21 protein-coding genes are annotated in these 23,455 nt (G+C 75.3%); 16 read left to right on the top strand and 5 right to left on the bottom strand.

Annotated elements, in window-relative coordinates:
* Nucleotides 1–7 precede the first annotated feature (7 nt).
* Complete coding sequence (locus C8D89_RS22455) at nucleotides 8–619, top strand: ribonuclease H family protein (protein WP_207787371.1); 612 nt, start codon at nucleotides 8–10, stop codon at nucleotides 617–619.
* Nucleotides 620–637: 18 nt separating this feature from the next.
* On the opposite strand, the gene C8D89_RS22450 is transcribed toward C8D89_RS22455, so the two are convergent.
* Both C8D89_RS22450 and C8D89_RS22445 read right to left on the bottom strand, forming a co-directional pair.
* A complete protein-coding gene (locus C8D89_RS22450; RefSeq protein ID WP_165825874.1) occupies nucleotides 638–1,591 on the bottom strand; it encodes a universal stress protein in 954 nt (317 codons plus the stop codon).
* The gene (locus C8D89_RS22445) at nucleotides 1,588–2,085 is read right to left on the bottom strand and encodes a hypothetical protein (RefSeq protein WP_116710367.1); all 498 of its coding nucleotides are present in this window, start codon (nucleotides 2,083–2,085) and stop codon (nucleotides 1,588–1,590) included. Before C8D89_RS22445 ends, C8D89_RS22450 begins: the two co-directional genes overlap by 4 nt.
* A gap of 121 nt (nucleotides 2,086–2,206) precedes the next feature.
* Between C8D89_RS22445 and C8D89_RS22440 the strand changes: the two genes are divergently transcribed.
* Together C8D89_RS22440 and C8D89_RS22435 are read left to right on the top strand one after the other, a co-directional pair.
* Nucleotides 2,207–3,763 carry a PucR family transcriptional regulator gene (locus tag C8D89_RS22440; protein WP_116710366.1) on the top strand — a complete coding sequence of 519 codons (1,557 nt, stop codon included), beginning with the start codon at nucleotides 2,207–2,209 and terminating at the stop codon, nucleotides 3,761–3,763.
* A 133-nt stretch (nucleotides 3,764–3,896) separates the two neighbouring features.
* Nucleotides 3,897–4,739, top strand: a complete 843-nt coding sequence (locus C8D89_RS22435) for a universal stress protein (protein WP_165825873.1) — start codon at nucleotides 3,897–3,899, stop codon at nucleotides 4,737–4,739.
* A gap of 72 nt (nucleotides 4,740–4,811) precedes the next feature.
* Here C8D89_RS22435 and C8D89_RS22430 read toward each other — a convergent pair whose 3' ends face one another.
* Entirely contained in the window at nucleotides 4,812–6,035 is a 1,224-nt protein-coding gene (locus tag C8D89_RS22430; RefSeq protein WP_133252023.1) for a hypothetical protein, read from the bottom strand.
* A 348-nt stretch (nucleotides 6,036–6,383) separates the two neighbouring features.
* Between C8D89_RS22430 and C8D89_RS22425 the strand changes: the two genes are divergently transcribed.
* Nucleotides 6,384–6,716, top strand: a complete 333-nt coding sequence (locus C8D89_RS22425; RefSeq protein ID WP_165825872.1) for a GYD domain-containing protein — start codon at nucleotides 6,384–6,386, stop codon at nucleotides 6,714–6,716.
* 19 nt (nucleotides 6,717–6,735) lie between these two features.
* Here C8D89_RS22425 and C8D89_RS22420 read toward each other — a convergent pair whose 3' ends face one another.
* Complete coding sequence (locus tag C8D89_RS22420; protein ID WP_116710362.1) at nucleotides 6,736–7,332, bottom strand: hypothetical protein; 597 nt, start codon at nucleotides 7,330–7,332, stop codon at nucleotides 6,736–6,738.
* Between the two features lie 131 nt (nucleotides 7,333–7,463).
* Between C8D89_RS22420 and C8D89_RS22415 the strand changes: the two genes are divergently transcribed.
* The 7 genes from C8D89_RS22415 to C8D89_RS22385 all read left to right on the top strand — a co-directional run bounded on the left by C8D89_RS22415 (nucleotide 7,464) and on the right by C8D89_RS22385 (nucleotide 15,424).
* Nucleotides 7,464–9,110 carry a LuxR family transcriptional regulator gene (locus C8D89_RS22415; protein WP_116710361.1) on the top strand — a complete coding sequence of 549 codons (1,647 nt, stop codon included), beginning with the start codon at nucleotides 7,464–7,466 and terminating at the stop codon, nucleotides 9,108–9,110.
* A 142-nt stretch (nucleotides 9,111–9,252) separates the two neighbouring features.
* Nucleotides 9,253–10,080: a class I SAM-dependent methyltransferase gene (locus C8D89_RS22410; protein ID WP_116710360.1), complete on the top strand. Its 828-nt coding sequence runs from the start codon at nucleotides 9,253–9,255 to the stop codon at nucleotides 10,078–10,080.
* 83 nt (nucleotides 10,081–10,163) lie between these two features.
* Nucleotides 10,164–11,825, top strand: a complete 1,662-nt coding sequence (locus C8D89_RS22405; protein WP_116710359.1) for a helix-turn-helix transcriptional regulator — start codon at nucleotides 10,164–10,166, stop codon at nucleotides 11,823–11,825.
* A 49-nt stretch (nucleotides 11,826–11,874) separates the two neighbouring features.
* Nucleotides 11,875–12,699, top strand: a complete 825-nt coding sequence (locus C8D89_RS22400) for a class I SAM-dependent methyltransferase (RefSeq protein ID WP_116710358.1) — start codon at nucleotides 11,875–11,877, stop codon at nucleotides 12,697–12,699.
* 392 nt (nucleotides 12,700–13,091) lie between these two features.
* Nucleotides 13,092–13,301 (top strand): hypothetical protein, encoded by a 210-nt coding sequence (locus tag C8D89_RS22395; RefSeq protein WP_116710357.1) that lies wholly within the window; start codon nucleotides 13,092–13,094, stop codon nucleotides 13,299–13,301.
* Between the two features lie 128 nt (nucleotides 13,302–13,429).
* Entirely contained in the window at nucleotides 13,430–14,827 is a 1,398-nt protein-coding gene (locus C8D89_RS22390; RefSeq protein WP_116710356.1) for a WS/DGAT/MGAT family O-acyltransferase, read from the top strand.
* Between the two features lie 282 nt (nucleotides 14,828–15,109).
* Nucleotides 15,110–15,424: a DUF3040 domain-containing protein gene (locus C8D89_RS22385; protein WP_116710355.1), complete on the top strand. Its 315-nt coding sequence runs from the start codon at nucleotides 15,110–15,112 to the stop codon at nucleotides 15,422–15,424.
* A 4-nt stretch (nucleotides 15,425–15,428) separates the two neighbouring features.
* Here C8D89_RS22385 and C8D89_RS22380 read toward each other — a convergent pair whose 3' ends face one another.
* The gene (locus C8D89_RS22380) at nucleotides 15,429–16,277 is read right to left on the bottom strand and encodes an IclR family transcriptional regulator (RefSeq protein WP_243418309.1); all 849 of its coding nucleotides are present in this window, start codon (nucleotides 16,275–16,277) and stop codon (nucleotides 15,429–15,431) included.
* A gap of 77 nt (nucleotides 16,278–16,354) precedes the next feature.
* Between C8D89_RS22380 and hutU the strand changes: the two genes are divergently transcribed.
* The 5 genes from hutU to C8D89_RS22355 are packed head-to-tail and all read left to right on the top strand — an operon-like array spanning nucleotide 16,355 to nucleotide 23,249.
* Nucleotides 16,355–17,992 (top strand): urocanate hydratase, encoded by a 1,638-nt coding sequence (gene hutU / locus C8D89_RS22375; protein WP_116710353.1) that lies wholly within the window; start codon nucleotides 16,355–16,357, stop codon nucleotides 17,990–17,992.
* Nucleotides 17,989–19,194: an allantoate amidohydrolase gene (locus tag C8D89_RS22370; protein ID WP_116710352.1), complete on the top strand. Its 1,206-nt coding sequence runs from the start codon at nucleotides 17,989–17,991 to the stop codon at nucleotides 19,192–19,194. The genes hutU and C8D89_RS22370 overlap by 4 nt, the downstream gene beginning before the upstream one ends.
* Complete coding sequence (locus tag C8D89_RS22365; RefSeq protein WP_116710351.1) at nucleotides 19,191–20,498, top strand: formimidoylglutamate deiminase; 1,308 nt, start codon at nucleotides 19,191–19,193, stop codon at nucleotides 20,496–20,498. The genes C8D89_RS22370 and C8D89_RS22365 overlap by 4 nt, the downstream gene beginning before the upstream one ends.
* Entirely contained in the window at nucleotides 20,495–21,721 is a 1,227-nt protein-coding gene (hutI, locus tag C8D89_RS22360; RefSeq protein WP_116710350.1) for an imidazolonepropionase, read from the top strand. Before C8D89_RS22365 ends, hutI begins: the two co-directional genes overlap by 4 nt.
* Nucleotides 21,722–21,779: 58 nt before the next feature.
* Complete coding sequence (locus tag C8D89_RS22355) at nucleotides 21,780–23,249, top strand: aromatic amino acid ammonia-lyase (RefSeq protein WP_116710427.1); 1,470 nt, start codon at nucleotides 21,780–21,782, stop codon at nucleotides 23,247–23,249.
* Nucleotides 23,250–23,455 lie beyond the last annotated feature (206 nt).

Raw genomic sequence — 23,455 nt, 5'->3', positions numbered from 1 at the left:
GGTGCCGATGACCGCGAAGTACGACACCACCTGCGGGGTCTGCGCCTCCCCCGTCCGCCCCGGCGAGGACATCGCGAAGGCGGGCGAGCGCTGGGCGCACGCGGCGTGCGCGGGTGCCGCCCCGTCCACCTCGGGGACGCGCGCGGCAAAGCCGAAGAAGGCGCCGCGCCCCGACATGCCGGCCGCCGACGGCGCCCTCGAGGTGTGGACCGACGGCGCCTGCTCGGGCAACCCCGGCCCCGGCGGCTGGGCCTGGGCCACCCGCGACGGGCGTCAGGACAGCGGCGGGGAGGCCCGGACCACCAACCAGCGCATGGAGATCCGGGCCGCGCTCGAGGCCGTGCGCGCGCTGGACGGCCCGCTGGTCGTCGTCAGCGACTCGACCTACGTCGTGAACTGCTTCCGCGACGGGTGGTGGAAGGGCTGGATCGCCCGCGGCTGGGTGACCAGCGCCAAGAAGCCCGTGGTCAGCCGGGATTTGTGGGAGCCGCTGATCACCCTCGTGAACGAGCGCGGCGACGTCTCCTTCCGCTGGACCAGGGGCCACTCCGGCGACGAGATGAACGACCTGGTGGACCGTCTCGCCGTCGAGCAGTCCAGGGCCGTCGCCGACGCGTAGCGGGGCCACGAGCGCCGTCTACGCGGACGGTCCGGCCGCCGCGCCCAGCCGGTCCCGCGCCGAGGGGACGACGAGGGCGGGTCGGTGCCCGTGGCGCAGCACCGCCCGGGCGACGCTGCCGAGGACGAGCTCGCGCAGCATCGTCCGGCCGTGCGAGCCGACCACGATCACACCGGCACCGCGGGCCGCGGCCTCGTCGGCCAGCGTGTCGGCCACGGCCCGAGGTCCGAAACCCTGGGCGCGCAGGGTGATCGCCCCACGTGGCGCCCCACCGGCGTCGACGCCGGACGGACACAGGTCGAACGGGGGCACGACCTGGGCGACGACTCGGGCACGGTCGCCGAAGAGCCCGGCCGCGACGCGTCGGGCGCGTTCGGCGTCGTCGGAGCCGTCGTGGGCGATCAGCACGGGGCCGCCCACGGCCGCGGCGCGTTCCTCGGCCAGCAGCGGCGGCACGACCAGCACCGGTACCGGGCTGTGGCTCACCGTGCGGGCCGAGACGCTGCCCAGGAGCCCCCGCAGCCCGCCGTGGCCGCGGGACCCGACCACGACCGCCGCCGGCCGGACCTCGTCGATCAGGTCGGCGAGGGCGAACGCCTCGCCGGCGTAGACCCGGCGCGACGCCGGCTCGGCGGTCCACCCGGCGGCCCGCGCGAGCGTGACACCCTGCCCGGCCACGTGCGCGGCCGCCGCCGCGGCCTCGCGGGCGACCAGCGCCGTGAGGTGGTCGGCGGTCCGGGCCCGGTGTGCGAGCCGCCGGTGCAGGATCGACCCGACGTCCGGCGAGGACCACAGGTGGACGATCCGCGCGTGCCGGTCGGGCATCAGGAGCCCCGCGACGCTCAGGGCGGTGACGGCGCCGGGGGACCCGTCGAAGCCGACGAGCACGGAGCCGTCGTGTTCCGGCGACGCGGTCTCCGGCGTCGTCGACCGGGCGTGGGAGCCCGGCCGCTGCTCCGTCGACGTCGTCACGGCCATTCCACCGCTCGCCGCTCGCGGTACGGGACGTCGCTGGGCTCCGAGACGAAGTTCGCGGTCCCGAGGAAGACGAACTCGACGAACCCCGCCAGGGCGATCACCACCGGGAGGAAGATCCCCGCCGCGTTCATCTCCCAGACGCCGTGCGGGTAGTACACGGACCCGGCGACGAACAGGGCCGCCGCCAGCACGGCCTTGGACACGGCGACCCGGCGCAGCCACGCCCGGTGGCGGAGGGTGAGCAGGACGAGCGCACCGACGGCGACGAGCACCGCGAACTGGGGCAGGCCCAGCCGGACGCCCGCGACCGTCGCCGTCGCCGCGCCCGCCTCGAGCACGGCGGCGACCCCGGCGGCGCCGAGGACCAGGGCGAGCACGCCCTCCACCGCCATCGCCCACCGGACGCGGCGGGTGAACCGCCGGGCCTCGTCGTCGAGGTGCTCGGTGGCCATCGCCCGCACGTCCGGTGCCTGCGCCACGCCCTGCATCGCTGCACTCCTCTCGTGGTTCGTCGCGCTCTCCGGTCGAGGATGCGACGGCTCCGTCGGGCACGAGTTGTAGGATCGGCACAAACCGAACGCCCTCGCTTGTAGCCCGGCGGAGGTCGCGATGATCACGCTGGACCGGTTGGTGAACGTCCTGGCCGGCAGCGGTGCGCGGCTGGCCGAGGGTGGCGGCTCGCGGGGCGCGGTGCTGCGCAGCCTGGTCGTGCACGACGCCACCGAGCGGCGCGCCGCCAGTGGCGACGTGTTCCTCGCGGTCGGGGTCGACTCACCCCTCGACGCGGTGCGTCTGGGCCGGCGCGCTCGCGCGACCGTGGTCGTGATCCGGGCGCGGGCCCCGCTCGAGGCGACGGCCGCCGCCGAGGCGCGCGAGGCCGGCATCGCCGTGCTGCTCGTCGATCCCGAGGTCTCCTGGAGCCAGCTGACCGGGCTGGCGTACGGCCTCGTCCTCGAGGGCCGGGAGACCGAGTCGGGGCGGGGACCGACCGATCTGTTCGCCCTCGCCGACGCGATCGCCGCCGACCTCGGGGGCTGCTCGGTGGTCATCGAGGACGAGCTCTCCCGCCTCCTCGCCTACTCACGGTCCGACGACACCGCGGACGCGGTGGACGCCGTGCGGTCGCAGACCATCCTGGGTCGGCGGCTGCCCGATCGGGTCCGGACCCTGTTCACCGAGCGCGGGGTGTTCCGCCACCTCGCGGGCTCCGACGAGCCCGTCTTCGTCGTCCCCTCCCCCGCGCACGGCTTCGGCGGGCGCATGGTGATCGCGGTCCGGGCCGGCCGCCAGCTCCTCGGATCGATCTGGGTCGAGACCACGGCGCCGTTCGACGACGCGCACCGCCGCGTCCTGGAGGACGGCGCGCGCACCACCGCCCTGCACCTGCTGCGCTCGCGGGCCAGCGCCGACCTGGAACGCCAGGTGGAGTCCGACCTGGTCGCCCGCCTGCTCGAGGGCGCGGGCGATCCGCAGGCGATGATCAGCCAGCTCGGCCTGCCCGCCGCGGACCTGCGGGTGGTCGCACTGCAGGCCCACGTCGAGGACGAGCAGCACGCCGGCGTCCTGGTGACCTTCGACCACGTGACCACCGGGTTCGGGTGGTCGCGGCCCGGCCGCAGTGCCCTGTTCGCCAACACCGTGTACACGCTGCTGCCCGACGGGGCGGACGGCGTCGAGGGTGCGCGGCGCTGGGTGGCCTCGGTGCGCGCCGCCCTGCCCCGCCGGGTGGGGCTCGTGGCCGGGGTCGGCGGCGCGGCCGGCCCGACGTCGCTGCCGGCCAGCCGCAGCGAGGCCGACGAGTGCCTGGCGCTGCACGCCAACCGTCCCGATCTCGCGCCCGTGGCCTACGACGAGTCATGGGACCGGATCGTCCTGCGCCGGTTGCGGGCCGTCACCGCCGCCGGCCGCGTACCCGAACGGGACCCCGTCGTCGAGCTCCGACGGCACGACCGCCGACACGGAACCCACTACGTGCCCACCCTGCGGGCCTGGCTCGCCGCGCACGGGGACATCGCCGCCGCGGCCGGCGCGCTCGCGGTCCACCCGAACACCGTGCGCTACCGCCTGCGTCGCATGGACGCGGTCACCCACCTCGCCACCGACCAGCCCGACCAACGCCTCGCGATGATCATCGCGCTCGCCGCGCTCGACGAGGACGACTCCTGAGCCGGCGGCCCTTGTCCGAAGCCGCCAACCCGTCGTCGGGAAGTTGTCTGCTGACGACGAACCGCGGCGCGGCCGCCGGCGCCATCCTCGCCGCAGTGGAGCCGGCTCGCCCGAGACGGGAGGCATCAGGACCGTGGACGTCGCAGGTGGCGTGCTCGATCGCCCGGCCCCGGCCGGTGCGGTCGCGTCGGGTGCGGACGCGTCGACGCGAGGACCCGACGGCGTGGTGGTCGGCGTCGACGCCTCGCTCGGCGTCCTCACCGCGGTGAGCTGGGCGGCCTCGGAGGCCGCGGCGCACGGGGTCGCCCTGCACCTCGTGCACGTCTCACGACCCCGCGCAGGATCGGAGGAGGGCGCCGCCGCGGGCCGGGTCCGGTTGCGCCGGGCGCTGCACGCCGCCGCGGCCATCGCTCCCGACATCGCGATCACCGCCACCCAGCTCGACGGCCCGCCCGGCCCGACGCTCGCGGAGCACGCCCGGCACGCCGACCGCCTGGTGATCGGCGGACGACGGCGCCGGGATCCCGTCGATCCCGTCGGTGACCGCACCGTGCCCCACCTGCTGGATCGCGCCCGCTGCCCCGTCGTCGTCGTCCCTCCGTTCCGCACCGGCGCCTGGGCGTCCACGCCCTCCGCGCGCCCCGTCCTCGCCGGTCTGCGCGGCAGCGACGACGACCACCCCGCCCTGGAGCTCGCCGCCGCCGCCGCCCGGCGCCGCGGCGTCGCGCTGGTCGCCGCCGTCGGCGGCCCCGAGGGCGAGCGACGCACCGCCATCGCCCGGGCGCGTCGCGCGGGTGCCCGCCGCCTGGAGGTCACCGACGACCTCCTCGACAGCCTGCGTCACCTCGGCCGGCAGTCCCAGCTGCTCGTCCTCGCGCGGACCGGGCGAGGCACCGGCACGGCGGGGCCGGACGAGGACCTCGAGAGGCTCCTGCACCACCGACCCTGCGCGGTGATGGTCACGCCGCCGCGCTGACCCGGGCGCGCGACCCGGGATCGCGGCGTGGGAGGGCCGCACAGCTCGTGCGGCGGCGTGGCCCACCGCCGCTCAGAGGTCGTCCGTCGGCGCGTCGGACGGCGTGCCGGTCGGGGCACCCGACGGTGCGGTCGCCTCGTCGTCCGTGTCCGCGTCGCCCGTGTCCTCGTCGCCCGTGTCCCCGTCGCCCGTGTCCCCGTCGGTCGGGACGGCGGGCAGGGGCGACGTCGCCTCCTCCCCGACCTGCTCCGCGTCCGCCGCATCGGACGACGGTCGGTCGAAGGTCAGCATCGTCGGGTCGGCGGACAGGGGCGTCGGGGACGAGGGAGTGGCCGCCCGCGCGTCGGGGTCCTCGGCGCGCCGTTCCGGCTCGTCCGTCGCGGGTGCCGCCGGAGGCGCGGCGAGCGAGGGGGCCGAGCTCGAGCTCCCGGTCGCCTCGGGAACCTCGGGGGACTCCGGGGAACCGGCGTCGTCGGATTCGGACGGTCGTTCGACGGCGTCGGAGCGCGTTCCGGTCGTGGTCGCGGCGCGCGCCGGCCTCTCCCGCGCCGCAGTCACGACCTCGGGGACGTCGGCGGACCGGGAGGCGACGGGCCGGTCGGCCAGCCGGGCGGACACGGCGGCCAGCGCGACGGTCGCGGTGTCGTCGATCCCCCTCGGCGCCCTGGGCTCGCCCCGTCCCGGCGGTGGCCCGCCTGCGGACCTCGCGGCGGGGCCCTCGTCGAGGACCAGGCGCAGGACCGTCGCCTCCACCGGATCCCCGAGCTCGCCGCGACCGGCGACCAGCGCCTGCAGCATCTCCTGCGCGGCCCGGAGCTGCGGCCAGGCGCTCACCAGCGCGGCCTCCGAGGCGGGCGCGGAGCGGATCGCGGTCATGGCCGCGCGCAGCGCGTCGCGGTGGCGCGCCAGCTCGGCCCGGCGCTCGACCAGGGCCAGGACCGGGCCCGGCGGCGGCCCGGCGCGCCGCGCGAGGGAGGACGCCTCCCACCGTTGCCGGACCTCGTCGGCCCGGCGCAGCTCGGTCTCGACCGAGGCGAGCACGGGCATGGCCTCGCGCGTCCACGCCGAGCTCCGGGCCAGTACCGAGGCGGCGTCCTCCGCCGACCCGGGCGAGGTCTCCGACGGCCCGCTCGACCTCGTGTGGACCACGGCCCCACCCGCGAGGGCGCAGGCCGCGAGCGCGCCGGCGGCCACCACGCGGCGCGACACCGGGCGCAGGAGGGCGGCGGCACGACGATCGGATCTCCGCGCGGCCCGGTCGAGGTTGTCCGGGAGGTACGCACGCCAACCCGGCATCTCGTGTCGGCCATGGTGAACTGGCATCCCGGTCTGACCTCCCCGGATCGCACGGCGGGGTCACCCTCCTCCGCCTCCGCGGTGAGGGGGAACCCCGCGCGACGAATCCCGTGATTATTTTCCTCAGATCACAGATCCATTACGACACCCGCATGAACGGTCCCTCGGACATTCGGCCGTGACGTGCATCCGGAGCCCGCGGGGGCAGCGTTGCGCCGAGGCGTCACGCGCGCGCGGGCAAGGCCACTCGTTCGGCCCAACGACAGGACGCCTGAACCTGCGGGATCGTGACAGCACGTGACATGCCGCGGGTTCGGCATGGACCGCGGCCGAGGAACGGGGGCCGAGATGGCGAAGTTCGTGGTGTTCTTCAACTACACCGCCGAGACCTGGTCGAAGATGATTTCGAATCCGGGCGACCGCCTCGCCGCGGTGCGGGACATGGCGCGCACGGTCGGTGGCGACGTCGAGACGATGTACTTCATGTTCGGCTCGAGGGACGGCTTCGTGATCGTCGATGCGCCCGACGCCGCCGCCGCGGCCGCGGTCTCGATCGCGGTGTCGAGCACCGGCGCCGTGCAGGGCCTCGAGACCCACGAGCTGATCGCCCCGGAGGACCTCGGCGGCGTGCTCGAGCAGGCCGGCACCGCGCGAGGCGGGTACCGCCTGCCCGGCACGTGACCGACGGACAGCGGTGCTGTCAGTAGAGCCAGGGCTCGCGGAGGTCGACGAACTCGATGTTCGCCATCATCTCGGCGAACTCGGCCATCTCCTCCGCGAGCTCGGGCGGAGGTTCCTTGGTCTCGTTGGCCCGCGCCTCGGCTTCGCTGGTGAAGTAGGCGGCCTCGATGTACGTGCCGGGCCCGGTCCAGACCCGGATGCCACCGACGAGGTCGGGCCGGAACGAGGCGGCGTGCTCGGCGAGCTTCGCGTCCATGGCACGGAGCCGGTCGCGATCGGGCGCGCTGCCCTTCATGATCTGGACGAACCCCGCGTCGTCGCTCCCACCCGCCAGGAACGTGTCGACCTCGTCGGAATCCGAGAACGTGACGGTCCCGTCGAAACACTTCTCGGTCTCGGCCCACCACCGGCCCTGCTCCGGGCGCTCGCTGTTGGCCTTCGCGGCCGCGGCGGACTCGAAGCGGGCGAAGGCGAAGGCCCGCTCGTCGTCGGCGACCCCGGCGGTCGTGCCGAGATAGCCCGCGGCGCCGGGCCGCAGCTCGGCCATCCAGCGATCCATCTGGCGGCGCAGGCCCTCCCGGTCGGCGACCCGGCCCTCGATCACCTGAACGAACATCATCCACCTCTCAATCCCGGTGCGCCGACCGATGGCACAGCTGGCACGTCCCAGCATGCTCCGGTGATCTCCGCAGAGGAATGAGTACCGCGGAGGGGGATCGAACGGTCACGTCCCGCCACACTGTTCTCGTGGAGCAGGACGCCCGGGCGCGCGCCCATCGGTCCTGCCGCGAGCGCGCCTGGCGCGCCGCGTGCGCCGAGTTCGCCGCGGCGGAGAGGTCGACCGAGCTGGCGGCGGGCGACCTGGAGACGTGGGCGGTCGCGTCGTACCTCATCGGCCGGTTCGACGCGGCCTACCGGGCCTGGGCGAGCGCGCACCACGCGTGGTCGGAGGCGGGCGAGCCCGGCCGGTCGGTCCGGTGCGCGTTCTGGCAGGGCCTCACCCTCGTGCTGCGTGGCGAGCACGCGCGCGGGGGCGGGTGGTTCGCGCGAGCCGCGAGGGTCCTCGAGCACTGCCCTCCCGATGCTCCCGAGCATGCGTATCTCCGCCTTCCCGCCGCGCTGCAGACCCTCGAGGGCGGCGACGCCGAGACTGCTCTCCGCGTCTTCGTCGAGGCCGGTGCTCTCGGCGACGCCTCCGGTGACCGCGATCTGGCGACCCTGGGTCGGCTCGGCCAGGGTCAGGCGCTCGTGGCGCTCGGCGAGGTCGGGCGCGGGACGGCGATGCTCGACGAGGCGATGCTCGCCGTGGTCGACGACGAGGTCACGCCGCTCGCCGCCGGCCTCGTCTACTGCGCCGTGATCATCACCTGCCAGCGGGCCTTCGACCTCCAGCGGGCCCAGCGGTGGACGACGGCCCTGAGTGCCTGGTGCGCCGAGCAGCAGGGGATCAAGCCCTATCGCGGTCAGTGCCTCGTGCACCGCTCCCAGCTGCTCCAGCTCCGCGGGGAGTGGGCCGAGGCGATGGCCGAGATCCGCGCCGCCTGCACGCACCTGGCGGACCTTCCCGGCGACGCGGCACAGGGCATGGCGTTCTACCAGCTCGCGGAGCTGCAGCGCGTCCGAGGTGCGTTCGGCGAGGCCGAGGACGCCTACCGCGAGGCCCATCGCTGGGCCCACCCCGTACAGCCCGGCATGGCCCTGCTGCGGCTCGCGCAGGGCCGGGTCGGCGACGCGATGGCGGCGCTGCGACGGGCCCTCGAGGACGACCTGGTGCCGGCCGAGCGCGTGCGTGTCCTGGCGGCGTTCGTCGAGGTCGCGGTGGCGGCCGGCGAGCCTGCGGAGGCCCGCCGCGCGGTCGCCGACCTGGACGGGCTCGCCGCACGCTTCGCGTCCCCGCACCTGGAAGCCATCCATGACCACGCCCGGGGACAGATGCTGCTGGCCGACGGGGACGCCGCCGGCGCCCTGCGCCCGCTCGGCTCGGCCAGGAGGACGTGGCAGCAGCTGGACGCCCCCGACGAGGCCGCCCGGTCGGCCGCGCACCTCGGCGCTGCGTACCGCAGCCTGGGTGACCACGACTCGGCGGTGCTGGAGTGGGACACGGCCCGGCGCCGGTTCACCGAGGTCGGCGCGGTGACCGACCTCGCGCGTCTCGACGAGCTGTGCGGCACCCCCGGCCGCCACCCCGGGGGACTGACCGCACGCGAGGTGGAGGTCCTCGTCCACGTCGCGGCCGGGCGTACGAACCGGCAGGTCGCCGCGGCTCTGGTCGTCAGCGAGCACACGGTGCGCCGGCACGTGCACAACATCTTCGCCAAGCTCGGTGTCGCGTCCCGCGCCGAGGCCACGGCCTGGGCCTATCAGGAGGGTGTCGTCTCCACCCGACGCGGCTGACCGGTGCGCGAGCTCGCCGGCGATGGCACGAAAGGACCACGCGTCGGCAGCGGGAGTGGTCGTCGGGTGCGATGCCCCGGCCGTGACGGTCTTCGTAGCGTCGGGTCGGTCCTCCACCTCACCGCGCTGTCAGGAGGCAGCCATGACGCTCACCACCAGCGATCAGGTCCGGACCGCCTGGGACACGATCGCCCCGCACTTCGACGAGTTCATCACGCCGATCAACATCGACCCGGCGGAGGAGCTGGTGGAGCGGCTCGACGTCGGCCCGGGCACCCGCCTGCTCGACGTCGCCTGCGGCTCCGGCGCCCTCGCGATCCCGGCGGCGCGGCACGGAGCGCAGGTGACGGCCGTGGACATCTCCCCACGGATGATCGAGCTCCTGGACGCGCGGGCGCGAGGCGAGGGCCTGCGCATCGACGGCCGGACGATGGACGCGCACGCGCTGGACCTGCCCGACGACGAGTTCGACGTGGCGACGTCGCAGAACGGCGTCACCATGTCTCCGCGGCTCGCCGTCGCACTCCGCGAGATGGTGCGGGTGACCCGGCCCGGCGGGCGCGTCCTCCTCGCCGCGTTCGGCCCCCTCCCGAGGGTGGAGTTCCTCAGTACGTTCATCGCCGGTCTGAGAGCGGTCGCCCCGGACGCCGTCGTCCCGCCGCTGGATCCACCTCCCCCTCCGTTCCAGCTCGCCGACCCCGACACCTTCGCCCGGGCTCTCACGGCCGCCGGGTTGCAGCACGTCGCGATCGACAGGAGCACCTGGGCCCTCCCGGTCCGCTCCGCGTCCGACCTGTGGAACAAGGTGACCTCGAGCAATCCGCTCGGGGCGGCCATGGTCGCGGGCCTCGACGAGGCCCGGAGGGTCCGGTTGCTGGAGGTCCTCGACGGTGTGCTCCGGGAGCGGTTCGGTGGGAGTTCCGCCGGCACGCTCCACGCCGCGATCAATGTCGGCGTCGGCACCGTGTGAGCGGGTGGGCGCACCGGCTCCCCGGCGTCCACCAGGGCTGCGCTCGTCCTTCAGCCCGGCCCGACGAGGCGGGACCATGAGGTGTGGCAGGGCAGACGCACGGCGACACCGCCGACCTCCTCGCGTCCGGATGGGCGCATCTCCACGCGGCCGAGTGGGAGGCTGCGCGCGGCGCGTTCTCGGAGGCGCTGGCGCATCGAGAGACGCCGGAGGCGTTGGAGGGCCTGGGGTGGGCCGCGTGGTGGCTCGACGACGCCGAGACGGTCTTCCCGGCCCGCGAGCGGGCCTTCCGGCTCTACCGGTCGTGCGACGATCCCGCGTCCGCGGCCCGGGTCGGCATCTGGATCGCCTCCGACCATCTGGATTTCCGTGGCGCCGTCGCCGTCTCCTCCGGTTGGCTGCGGAGAGCGCGCCGGCTGCTCGTGGCGATGGACACGCGACCGGAGCACGGCTGGCTCACCTTCCATGAGGGGTACCTCGCCGCCCTCGCAGGGGACGTCGTCGTCGCTCGACAGCGTGCGGCGCAGACCGCCGAGGTGGGAAGGCACCTCGACGCGCCGGACCTGGAGATGCTCGGGCTCGCCCTCGACGGCTCGCTCCTCGTCAGCCGGGGCGAGATCGACGAGGGCATGCGCCGACTCGACGAGGCCGGTGCGATGGCGGGCGAAGCAACCATCCCGATCTCCAGCGGCTGGGCCTGGTGCTTCCTGATCACCGCCTGCACCACCGTCCTGGACCTCGACCGCGCAGCCGCGTGGTGCGTGCGGACCGCCGAGCTCGCCGACCGCTTCGGCAGCCGCTATCTGCGCGCGTTCTGTCGTGCGGAGTACGGCGCTGTTCACGTGTGGCGCGGCCGGTGGTCCGACGCCGAGGAGCTGCTGGAGTCGTCGATCGAGGACTTCAGCCGCTCCCGGCCGGCCATGGTCGGAGGTGCGCTGGTCGAGCTGGCCGAGTTGCGCCGGCGGCAGGGTCGGCTGGACGAGGTCGCGAGGCTGCTCGAGCGAGCCGGCGCGACGGGGCCCGCACTGCTGTGCCGGGCACGCGTCGAGTTCGATCGCGGCCGCCCCCTGCACTCCGCCGAGTTGGTGGAGCGGGTGCTTCGTCAGAGCCCTCCGGAGTCCAAGGTCGATCGCGCACCCGCACTCGAGCACCTCGTCCGCTCGCGGGTGGCGAGCGGCGAGCTCGACCGAGCCGTCGCGGCGCTCGGCGAGCTGTGGGAGGTCGAGAAGCTCGTCGCCACCGAACCCGTGCACGCGCTCGCCGAGGTGTGCGACGCGCTGGTCGCCGCCGCGGGCGGCGACCACGAGAGCGCCCGGAGCTCCCTCGAGAGCGCCGTCGACCGGTTCACCCGTTGCGGGACACCGTTCGAGGCGGCGCGGGCCCGCCTCGAGCTCACCACGAGTCTGATCGCGCTCGGGCAGCTCGACCTCGCCGCGCAGGAGGCGGGTGCCGCCGCCACGTCGCTGGACCGGCTCGGCGCGGAGGTGGAGTCGGGCCGGGCGCACCGGCTCCTCGACGTCGCCACGAACCCGGCGGGCCTCGCCGTGACCCGCCGCGAGCGTGACGTCCTCGTCCTCCTCGCCGAGGGCCTCACCAACCGTCAGATCGCAGCGCAGCTGGTGGTGTCGGAACACACCGTGCACCGGCACGTCACGAACATCCTGCGCAAGCTCGACCTCCCGTCGCGGACCGCGGCCGCCGCCTACGTGGTCCGGTCGGGCCTCACGGCCGGGCGTCACGGATAGCCAGAACTGGCGACGCGACATGACCGCCGTCCGTGGCTGGCTTGACGCCATGGACACACGAATCGATGAGCGGAAGAGCGCGACCCGCGCCGCGTGGGCGCTCGGCGACTACCACCGGTTCGCCAAGGCCACCGTCTGGGATCTCGGGCCCGTGCTCGTCGAGGCGTGCGGTATCTCCGCGGGTCAGCGGGTGCTCGACGTCGCCGCCGGGACGGGCAACACGGCGATCCGCGCCGCCCTTGCCGGCGCCGAGGTCGTGGCGGCCGACCTGACGCCGGAGAACTTCGAGGCCGGCCGGCGAGAGGCCGCGGCCCACGGGGTACACATCGAATGGGTGGAGGCCGACGTCGAGGCGCTGCCGTTCGGGGACGGCGAGTTCGACGTCGTCACGTCGTCGTTCGGGGCGCTCTTTGCGCCGCACCACCAGACGGTGGCCGACGAGATGCTGCGGGTGTGCCGTCCGGGCGGGACGGTGGGGATGCTCAACTTCACACCCGAGGGCCTGATCTCGGATTTCTTCGGCGCGCTCGCCCCCTACATGCCGTCTCCGCCGCCCGACGCCTCGCCGCCTCCGCTGTGGGGCAGCGAGGAGCACGTGCGCACGCTCTTCGGGGACCGGGCAGCGGTGACCTTCCGACGCGACACCTACGACGAGGTGGCGGCCGATCCCCGTGCCTACGTCGACCTCTTCAGGGACACGTTCGGCCCCGTGGTCGCCACCTACGCAGCGCTCGCCGACGATCCGCAGCTCGCGGCCCTCGACCACGACCTCCTGGAGTTCGCGACCCGGGCCGACCAGGGCGAGCCGCACGGCCCGTCCCGCTACACCTACGAGTACCTGGTGGTCGTCGCCCGCAAGCTCGTCGGCACGTGACCCTCCGGCCAGACCGAGGAAGGCCACCTCTCGCCCTGCCCACGACGTGGAGACCGCGCCGCGTGCTCGGACCTGGACTGCAACCGGTCGGTGATACCGCCGTGTCTGCTCGATGCCCGTCGGCCGAGGATCGTGCGCCGCGCCTTGCACACCCCAGGGGGGCCGAAAGGAAGGCCGGAATGTGCCCATCGACGGCACCGGGCCCGTCACCGACGAACCGACGGAGCCGGGCCGATCAGCGACGGAGTGCACGTCGTCGTGGCGGAGGAGTCGGCGGAGGAGTCGGCGGAGGGGTTGGCCGCGCGCCGGTCGCTGTACTCCCCCGACCCACCCACCCCGGCCGCGCCTCCGCGGGCAGGGTCCGGAGGAGGGCGACCGCCCCGCTGGCGGCGGTGGAGGCCTCGGCGCAGGCCACGGCCGAGGCCGCGGCCGGGCTGCTGCTCAGCGCGGCGGCGCTGGCCGCCGACACCCTCGCCGCGGTCCTCTCCCCCACCGAGTTCGCGGCCGAGGTGATCGACCGGGCCACGCACGGAGATCGGAGCAGCGACCGCGACGGGGTCGATGAGGCGGGTCCTGACCGGCTGGACCGGCCGCGGGTGTGAGCCGCGCCCGTCGCGACCGCCGGGGCGGTCGGCCACGCTCACGCACCCGTGCCCGGGAGGGGCGCGGCGGCAGCGAGCATCATGGCGTCCCCGTGCCGTGAGCGGGTGACGCGAGAAGGGTGGGACCGGTGGATCGTCTGGGGCCGATCGACGCGACCTTTTACCACCTCGAGGGCCCGACGACCCCGATGCACGTGGGCTCGGTGTCCATCATGGAGGGCCCGGGGCCCCGGTCCGAGGAGCTCACGGCGCTGCTGGCGACCAAGCTCGCGCGAGTGCCCCGCTACCGCCAACGGGTCCGCACCGTTCCCCTGGGCCTCGGGCGTCCGGTGTGGGTGGACGACCAGGACTTCCGGATCGATGACCACGTCCGGCACGCCGCCGTCGCCGAGCCGGGAGGCGACGAGCAGCTCCGCGACCTCGTCGCCCGGATCGTCGAGCAGCCCCTGGACATGACGAGGCCGCTCTGGGAGGTGTGGTTGGTCGACGGGCTCGAGGACGGCCGGTGGGCGATCATCGCGAAGGTCCACCACTGCATGGTGGACGGGATCGCCGGCACCGACCTCTTGCAGCTGATCTTCGATCGGGAGCCCGAGGTCACGGGTGAGGAGCCGGAGCCCTGGGCGCCGAACCCCGAGCCGTCCACGGTCACGGTGATCGCGCAGAGCCTGCGGGGCGCGGTCACCGACGCGGGGCACCACACGTCCCAGCAGCTGGGCGTCCTGCGCGATCTCGCGTCCCCGGCGGAGTGGACCCGCCGGGCCGACGCCGCGACGTCGTCGATCCTCGACCTCACCCGACGCGCCACCGCGACCACCGCCCGGGTCCTCAACGGCCCGCTCGGCCGGCGTCGTCGGTGGGCGTGGACCGCCACCGACCTCGCGACCGTGCGGCGTGTCCGCCGTCAGCTCGGCGGCTCGGCCAACGACGTCGTCCTCACCGCGATCACCGCCGGCCTGCGCGACCTGCTCGCCGGAAGGGGCCGGCTCACCGACCACCTCGTGGTCCGCACCCTGGTGCCGATCTCGGTGCGCCGCAGCGCCGAACGCGGCGAGGTCGGGAACCGGATCGCCACGGTCCTGGTCGACCTCCCGGTCGGTGACCCCGACCCCCTGGCCCGGTTCGCCGACGTACAACGGCAGATGGACGACCACAAGCGACTGGTCGTCGCCGCCGACGTCCGCACGATGCTCTCGGCGGGCGACCTCGTGGCGCCGGCCCTGCTCGCCCTGACCGCGCAGACCACCGGGGTGGCGCAGCCGATCGCCCAGGCCGTCGCCACCAACGTGCCCGGGCCGCCGAGACCGCTCTACGCGCTCGGCCGGCGGATGGTCTCCCTCCACGCCCACGTGCCCATCGCCATGGGCTGCCGGCTCGCGATCGGCATCTTCTCCTACGCCGGCCGCATGACCTTCGGCATCAACGCCGACCACGACGGCGTACCGGACGTCGACGTGCTCGCCGCCGGCATCGAGCAGGGCCTCGACGAGCTCGTCCGTCGGGCCGGCGCCGCGTCCGACCGCTGACACCTTCGCGCTCGCGACCACCGAGTACGACCGGGACCGAGCGACCGTCCGACGTTGTTCGGCACAGCCAGGAGTCGCTTCGGAGATTGTCCGGGATCGACAGTTCGGGCCGGTGCCCGCCGCTTCATCCTGGCTCTCACACCATCGAGCCACCACGCGGCTCGACTGCTCTCACCGCTTGCCGTCGCGATCACGCCGCTCAGCGCCGAGCCTCACCTCCACGTGCCCGCGCTCCGGTGACGGCACGCCATCACCGAGGAACGAGGAGAGGGAGGGGGAACCATGCTGAGTGACCCCGAGCGCCGCACGCTCCACGACATCGAGCGCCGCCTGGTCAGGGAGGACCCCTCCTGGGCCGAAGTGTTCGGCGGTCCGCAGCGCGAGCTCGAGTGTTCGTACCGCCCGACCTGGGCCCGTCTCGCGCTGGCGTTGGCCCTCGGGCTCGCGGCCGCGCTGGCGACGATCGCGGTCGTCCTCGATGCGCACTCCTTGACGGCCTTCCTTCCGGCCGCCATCGCCCTGTTCATCTGGGTCCTCGACCGGCCCAGGCCCCGTTCCGGTCAGCCGCACGACGAGCACCGCAACCCTCGGTCGTGAGCTGCTACCCCGGCGCCGGGACCCCGCGGGCATCCGACGCCAGGACGGGGGCCGGAGTGCCGCCGAGTCGTCGGGTGATCTCCCTGGTCGCACGGGCGACCTGCGCGGCGAGCTGGTCGAAGGTCGATCCGCAGGGCGGGTCGCAGTGGTGGGGGAACGTGACCGAGACGCCGGCGACCGCGGTGCCCTCGGGACCGGGGACGGCGTGGGCGACGGAGGCGAAGCCCTGGCTGACCTCGCCGTCCTCGATCGACCATCCGCGGCGCCGGTCGGCGTCGAGGGTCGCGTTCACCGCGCGCAGGGTCGCGGGACCGCGCTCGGTGCGGCGGGGGAACGGCCCGGCACCGAGGACCGCGCGCCGCTGCGGGAGCTCGATGCCCGCGAGGATCGCCCGGCCCGATGCGGTCAGGTGGGCCGGAAGCCGCACGCCCACGGCGGTGACGAGGGTGGAGGGTCGCGGTGGGCGTGCCCGCACCAGATAGAGCAGCTCGCGGCCGTGCAGGACGCCGAGGTGGACGTCGAGGGCGATCCGCCCCGCGAGGCGGGTCAGGGCGGGTGCGGCGAGGCGTTCCAGGGGGTCGTGGCGCAGGTACGCGGCGCCGATCTCGAACGCGGCGAGCCCGACCGCCCAGCGGCGGCGCTCCGGCAGGTGGGCGACGACGCCCGCGTCGTGCAGCTCGGCGAGCAGGTGATACGTGCTCGAGCGCGGTAGCCCCAGGCGGGCGGCGATCGTCGCCGCAGGCAGGGGCTCGGGCGAGGTCGCGAGCAGGCGCAGGATGGCGAGACCACGTCGCAGACCGGGGACGCCGCCCGCTTCCGTCCTGCCGGTCTCGTGCTCGTTCGCCGATGCCACCACCAAAGTCTCGGATACGAGACAACAACGTCCTGCAGGCCCTCCCGCCACGGGGTCGGGCGCGATGTCCTGGATGCATGCCAGCGGCTCACGGACCATCGATGACGGCGCGCACGTGGGGTGCCGAGGGCGCCTTGCGCATGCTCGACAACAACCTCGACCCGGCGGTCGCCGAGAGACCCGAGGACCTGGTGGTCTACGGCGGCACCGGTCGGGCCGCGCGTGACCATGCGAGCCTGGCCGCGATCCGTCGCTGCCTGACCGACCTCGCTCCCGACGAGACCCTGCTGGTGCAGTCCGGCCGTCCGGTCGGGGTGTTCACCACCCACGAGTGGGCGCCACGGGTGCTCATCGCCAACTCCCACCTCGTGGGCGACTGGGCGACCTGGCCGGAGTTCCGCCGCCTCGAGCACCTCGGGCTCACGATGTACGGGCAGATGACCGCGGGCTCGTGGATCTACATCGGGACCCAGGGGATCCTGCAGGGCACCTACGAGACCTTCGCCGCGGTGGCCCGGGGTCGCGGTGGGTCGCTGGCCGGCACGCTCACCGTCACCGCCGGGCTCGGTGGCATGGGCGGGGCCCAGCCGCTCGCGGTCACGATGAACGGGGGCGCGGCGCTGGTCGTGGAGGCCGACGCGGAGCGCGCGCGACGGCGCGTGGCCGGCGGCTACCTCGACGAGATCGCCGACGACCTCGACGCCGCCCTGATCCGGGTCGAGGCCGCGCGGGCGGCCGGCGAGGCGGCCTCGGTCGGGGTGATCGGCAACGCCGCCGAGCTCCTTCCCGCCATCCGGCGTCGCGGCGCCCCGGTCGACGTGGTCACCGACCAGACCTCGGCGCACGACCCGCTGTCCTACCTGCCGATCGGGGTCGACGTCGCCGACTGGGCCGACTACGCGCGCGCCAAGCCCGAGGAGTTCAGCGACCGCGCCCGCACCTCGATGGGCACGCACGTCGACGCCATGCTCGGGTTCCTCGACGACGGCGCCGAGGTGTTCGACTACGGCAACTCCATCCGGTCCGAGGCCCGCGATGCCGGGGTCACCCGCGCGTTCGACATCCCCGGCTTCGTGCCCGCCTACATCCGTCCCCTGTTCTGCGAGGGCAAGGGCCCGTTCCGCTGGGCGGCGCTCTCCGGCGATCCCGCCGACATCGCCGCCACCGACCGTGCGGTGCTCGAGCTGTTCGGCGACGACGAGCCGCTGGCCCGGTGGATGCGCCTGGCCGGGGACAAGGTGCGCCATCAGGGCCTGCCCGCGCGCATCTGCTGGCTGGGCTACGGCGAGCGGCACCGGGCGGGCGAGCGGTTCAACGAGATGGTCGCGTCCGGCGAGCTCGCCGCGCCGGTCGTCATCGGCCGCGACCACCTCGACGCGGGCAGCGTCGCCTCGCCCTACCGTGAGACCGAGGCGATGGCCGACGGCTCGGACGCGATCGCGGACTGGCCGCTGCTCAACGCCCTGCTCAACACCGCCTCGGGCGCGAGCTGGGTGTCGCTGCACCACGGCGGCGGGGTGGGCATCGGTCGGTCGATCCACGCCGGCCAGGTCTGCGTGGCCGACGGCTCCGACCTCGCCGCCCGCAAGGTCGCCCGGGTGCTGACCAACGATCCCGGCACCGGCGTGATCCGCCACGCCGACGCCGGCTACGCCCGGGCGCTCGAGGTCGCCGACGAGCGCGGCGTGCGCATCCCGATGCGGGAGTCCCGGTGAGCGCGGTCGACCTGCTCGCCGCGGTCGACGACGTCGGCCGCGACCGCCGGCGCGGCGGCTGGTCACGCCACCTGGGCGACGACGCCGAGACCACGCTGCGGGAGTGGTTCACCACCGAGGCGGCCCGCCGCGGTCTCGCGGTCGAGACCGACACCAACACCAACCTGTGGGCCTGGTGGGGCGACCCCGAGGCCGGCGACGCCGTTGTCACCGGCAGCCACCTCGACTCCGTCCCCGGCGGCGGCGCCTACGACGGGCCGCTCGGCGTCGCCTCCGGGCTCGCCGCGCTCGACCTGCTCCGCGCCCGCGGACACCGGCCGACCCGGCCCATCGCGGTCGCCGTGTTCGCCGAGGAGGAGGGCGGCCGCTTCGGGGTGCCGTGCCTGGGCTCGCGGCTGCTCACCGGCGCCCTCGACCCCGACCGGGCCCGGGCCCTGCGCGACGCCGACGGCGTCACCCTCGCCGAGGTCTACGCGCGGCGCGGCCACGATCCCGCGCGTCTCGGGCACGACCCGGCCCGTCTGGGTCGCCTGGCCCGGTTCGTGGAACTGCACATCGAGCAGGGCCGGGCACTCGCCCCCCAGGACCTGGCGATCGGCGTCGGCTCGACGATCGTCGCGCACGGCCGGTGGCGGCTGTCGTTCACCGGCCGCGCCGACCACGCGGGCACCACCGAGCTCGCCGACCGTCGCGACCCGATGCTGCCCGCCGCCGAGACGGTCCTGGCCGCGCGCCGGGCGATGGCGAGGGACCCGCAGGCGCGTGCCACCGTCGGGCGGGTGCACGCCCGCCCGGGCGGCACGAACATCGTCCCCTCGGCCGTCGAGGTCTGGCTCGACGCCCGCGGCCCCGCCCCGCAGGCCCTCGTCGAGGACGTCGTCGCCGCCGCCCGGGCGGCCGCCGGTGCCGAGGGCTGCCGGGTGGAGGTGACGACCGACTCGGTGTCCCCGGCCGTCAGGCTCGACGCCGGGCTCGCCGACACCCTGACCCGCGTCGCCGCGGCGACGGTGCCCGAGGTCGTGCGCCTGGCGACCGGTGCGGGTCACGACGCCGGCGTGCTCGCCGCGCACCTGCCGACCGGGATGCTGCACGTGCGCAACCCGACCGGCACCAGCCACGCCCCCGACGAACACGCCGAGGACGACGACGTCGCCACCGGCGTCCGCGTCCTCGCCGACGTCCTCGCGGACCTGACCCGATGACGACGCGGTTCTGGTGCGAGCAGGCCTGGTTGCCCGAGGGCCCGACCGACGCGGTGGGGATCGAGGTGGACGGGGACGTGATCACCGCCGTGGCGCCCGGAGCCGCGCGCCGGGGCACCGTGCTGCCCGGCCTCACCCTGCCGGGTGCGGTCAACCGGCACTCGCACGCCTTCCACCGCGCGCTGCGCGGGCGTCCCGCCGAGGGCAGCGGGTCGTTCTGGACCTGGCGCGAGGCGATGTACCGGGTCGCGGCAGCACTCGACCCGGACAGCTACCGGCGGCTCGCGACCGCGGTCTACGCCGAGATGGCCCTGGCGGGGTTCACCACCGTCACGGAGTTCCACTACCTGCACCACGACCCCGCCGGGCGGCCCTACGCGGAGCCCAACGCGATGGGCCAGGCCCTCGTCGAGGCCGCACGGTGCGCGGGCCTGCGCCTGCTGCTGCTCGACACCTGCTACCTCGCCGGCGGCTTCGGCGCCCATCCCGACGGCGTGCAGCGCCGCTTCGCCGACACCGACGTCGACGCCTGGGGGACGCGGGCTCAGGCCCTCACGGCCCTCGACGACGGGACCCGGACCCGGGTGGGCGCCGCCGTGCACTCGGTGCGGGCCGTCCCCGCGACCGCCCTGCCGACGGTGGCCGCGTGGGCCGCGCGGGACGCCCGCGCCCTGCACCTCCACCTCTCGGAACAGCCCGCCGAGAACGACGCCTGCCTCGCCGCGCACGGCATCACCCCCGCCGCCCTGCTCGACGGCGCCGGGTGCCTCGGCCCCCGCACGACCGTCGTGCACGCCACCCACCTGACCGCGGCCGACATCGCCACCCTCGCCCGCGCCGGGACACACGCCTGCCTCTGCCCCACCACCGAGCGCGACCTCGGCGACGGCATCGGTCCCGCCGGCGAGCTCGCCGCCGCCGGCGTGCCCTTGTGCCTGGGCAGCGACGGCCAGACCGTCATCGACCCCTTCGAGGAGATGCGCGCCCTGGAGATGCACGAACGGCTGCGCGACCGGGTCCGCGGCCGCTTCACCCCGCGTGAGCTGCTCGCCGCCGGTACCGACGGGGCCGCCCTCGCGGTCGGCGGTCCGGCCGACCTCGTCACCGTCGACACCGGCTCCGTGCGCACCGCCGGCGCCCGCCCGGTCGGCGTCCCCCTCGCCGCTTCCGCCGCCGACGTGCGCCACGTCCTCGTCGCGGGGCGCACCGTCGTCCGCGACGGCGCCCACCAGCACGTGGAGCGTCCCGCGGCCCGCCTCGCCGAGGAGATCACGGCGCTGCTCGACCACCGGCAGGCGCCATGACCTCACTGCTGATCACCGGGATCGCCGAGCTGACCACCCACGACCCCACCGGTGGCGGGGAGCCGGGGCCTTTCGCGGTCGTCCTCGACGACGACCGCATCGCCTGGACCGGGAACGCCCGCGACGCCCCCGACTGCGACACCGCCCTCGACGCCGGCGGCCGCGCCGCCCTCCCGGGCTGGGTCGACAGCCACACCCACCTGGTGTTCGCGGGGGACCGCAGCGCCGAGTTCGCCGCCCGCGTCGCGGGACGGCCGTACACCGCCGGCGGCATCCACACCACCGTGGCGGCCACCCGGAGCGCCCCCACCGCCGACCTCGACGCCCGCATGCGCCGCCACGTCCTCGAGGCCGCGCGGCAGGGGACGACGTGCCTGGAGACCAGGACCGGGTACGGGCTCACCGTCGACGACGAGACCCGGGCCGCCCGGCTGGCGGCGGCCTCGATCGGCGACCTCGACGGCGTCGACGCGGTGACCTTCCTCGGCGCCCACGTCGTCCCGCTCGGGGCGGACCCGCAGCGCTACCTCGACCTCGTGTGCGGCCCGATGCTCGACGCCGTCGCCGACCACGTCACCGCGGTCGACGTGTTCTGCGAGGACGGTGCGTTCGACGCCGACGCCGCCGCGCGGGTCCTGGCCGCCGGCGCCGCCCGCGGACTCGCGGGGCGCGTGCACGGCAACCAGCTCGGGCCCGGTCCCGGGGTGCGCACGGCCGTGGCCTGCGGCGCGGTCTCGGTCGACCACGCCACCCACCTCGCCGACGACGACGTCGACGCCCTCGCGGGCTCGGACACCGTCGCCGTCCTGCTCCCGGCCTGCGACCTCGCCACCCGTCAGCCCCCGCCTCCGGCACGGCGGCTGGTCGACGCCGGCGCGACCGTCGCTCTGGCCAGCAACGCCAACCCCGGGAGCTGCTACACCACGTCGATGGGACTGTGCGTCGCCCTCGCCGTGCTCCAGTGCGGGCTCTCCGTCGACGAGGCCCTGCGGGCCGCGACCCTGGGTGGTGCCCGCGCCCTGGGCCGCGACGACGTCGGGCACCTGCGCGTCGGCGCTCGTGCCGACCTCCAGCTCCTCGACGCCCCGACCGTCGCGCACCTCGCGCAGCGCCCCGGGGTGCCGCTCACCGCCGCGGTGTGGCGGTCGGGCCGACGCGTCCCGCCACCGCAGTCCGTGCCCCACCCGCGACCCGCACGAGGAGGGCCGCCCCGTGACCCCTGATCGCACCGCCGCCACCCCCCGGGCGTCCCGGCGGCGGCGGGACAACGAGCGCCGGGCGCTGCGCCTGGACGGGACGTCACTGAGCGCGCGCCGCGTCGCCTCCGTCGTCCGCACCGCGGGTCCCCTCGACCTGCAGACCGACCATGCCGCCCTCGCCCGCGTCGAGCGCGCCGCCCGCTTGGGCTCCGAGCTCAGCACCCGCCGGACCGTCTACGGCCGCACCACCGGTGTCGGCGGCAACCGCGACGAGGTGGTCCACCGGGAGGGGACCGCGGGCCGCACGAGCCACGGACTGCGTCTGTTGCGGAGCCACTCCGGCGGCGCGGGCGAGCGACTCGCACCCGAGATCGTCGACGCGGCCCTGCTCGTGCGGCTCAACCAGCTCCTGACTGCCCACTCCGGTGTCTCCCCGGACCTCGTCCTGGCCCTCGCCGAGGCCGTGCGTCGCGGGGCCCGGCCCGTCGTGCACCGTCTCGGCGCGATCGGGACCGGCGACCTCGCGCCGCTCGCACAGATCGCGCTGGCCCTCGCCGGGGAAGGCGCCTGGGATCCCGCCACGGGCGCCGACCCGCCCGACCCGGTCACCATCGACGCCGGAGATGCGCTCGCCTTCGTCTCCAGCAACGCCGTCACCATCGCCGAGGCGGCCCTGGCCGCCGCCACCCTCGACGTCGTCCTCGCCTCGAGCGAGGTCGTGACCGCGCTGTCCTATCGGGCGCTCGGGGGCAGCCCCGAGGCCTACGCCGAGCCGGTCCACCGCGCCCGGCCGCACCCCGGCCAGGTGCGCTGCGCCGCGCGCATGCGCCACCTCCTCGGGATGGAGGGCACGCCCCCGCCCGGACGCCGCCTCCAGGACCCGTTCGGGCTCCGCGCCTTCCCCCAGGTCAACGGCCCAGCCCTCGACGCCCTCGAGGCCGTGCACCGCGTCCTCGACATCGAGATCAACGCCGGCGCCGAGAACCCCATGATCGTCCTCTCGGTCGACGACGCGTATCACCACGCCCACTTCCACACCGCCTACGTCGCCAGCGGCCTCGACCACACCCGCGCCTGCGTCCACGGCGTGGCCGAGCTGTCCGTCGCACGACTCGGCGACCTGGTCGAACCCGAGCAGACCGGACTGCGGGCCTTCCTCGCCGACGGCCCGCCCGGCAGCTCCGGGGTGATGATCCTCGAGTACATCGGCCACGACGCCCTCGCCGCGCTGCGCCAGGCCGCGCTCCCGGCCACCCTCGGCAACGCCGTCGTCTCCCGCGGCCTCGAGGACCACGCGAGCTTCTCCACCCAGAGCGCCCGCGCCACCACCGACGTCGCCGTCGCCTACGCGCACGTCCTTGCCTGCGAGCTCGTGGCCGCCGTCCGCGCCTTGCGCCAGGCCGCCGCCGAGATCGACCCCGCCGTCCCGATCGCCGACGCGCTCTCCCGTGCCTGCGACGTCCTCGACCCCCGCACCGACGATCGTCCGCTCGCCGAGGACGTCGCCGCCGCGACCTCGCTGGTCCTCGACCCGACCTGGTCCCACCTCTGATCTCGGTCGCGGGCGTCACGGCCCGTGTCCCCCGGGAGGCACTCGCCGAGCTGCGCCGTTCGCCCCATGCCTGGGAGCCGCTGCCGGGGTTTCCTCACCTTCACCGTCCCCCCGCTTCTCGTGGTCGCTCGACGTCCGCGACCAACGGCCGGGCCCTTCGACCCTGCGCGGCGCCGGGCGCTACCGGTCGGCTCCCCTCGTGAGCA

Source organism: Actinomycetospora cinnamomea, from assembly GCF_003096675.1.
Taxonomy (GTDB): domain Bacteria; phylum Actinomycetota; class Actinomycetes; order Mycobacteriales; family Pseudonocardiaceae; genus Actinomycetospora; species Actinomycetospora cinnamomea.
The sequence above is the reverse complement of the archived record's forward strand: the minus strand, read 5'-3'. Positions and strand labels throughout refer to the sequence as shown.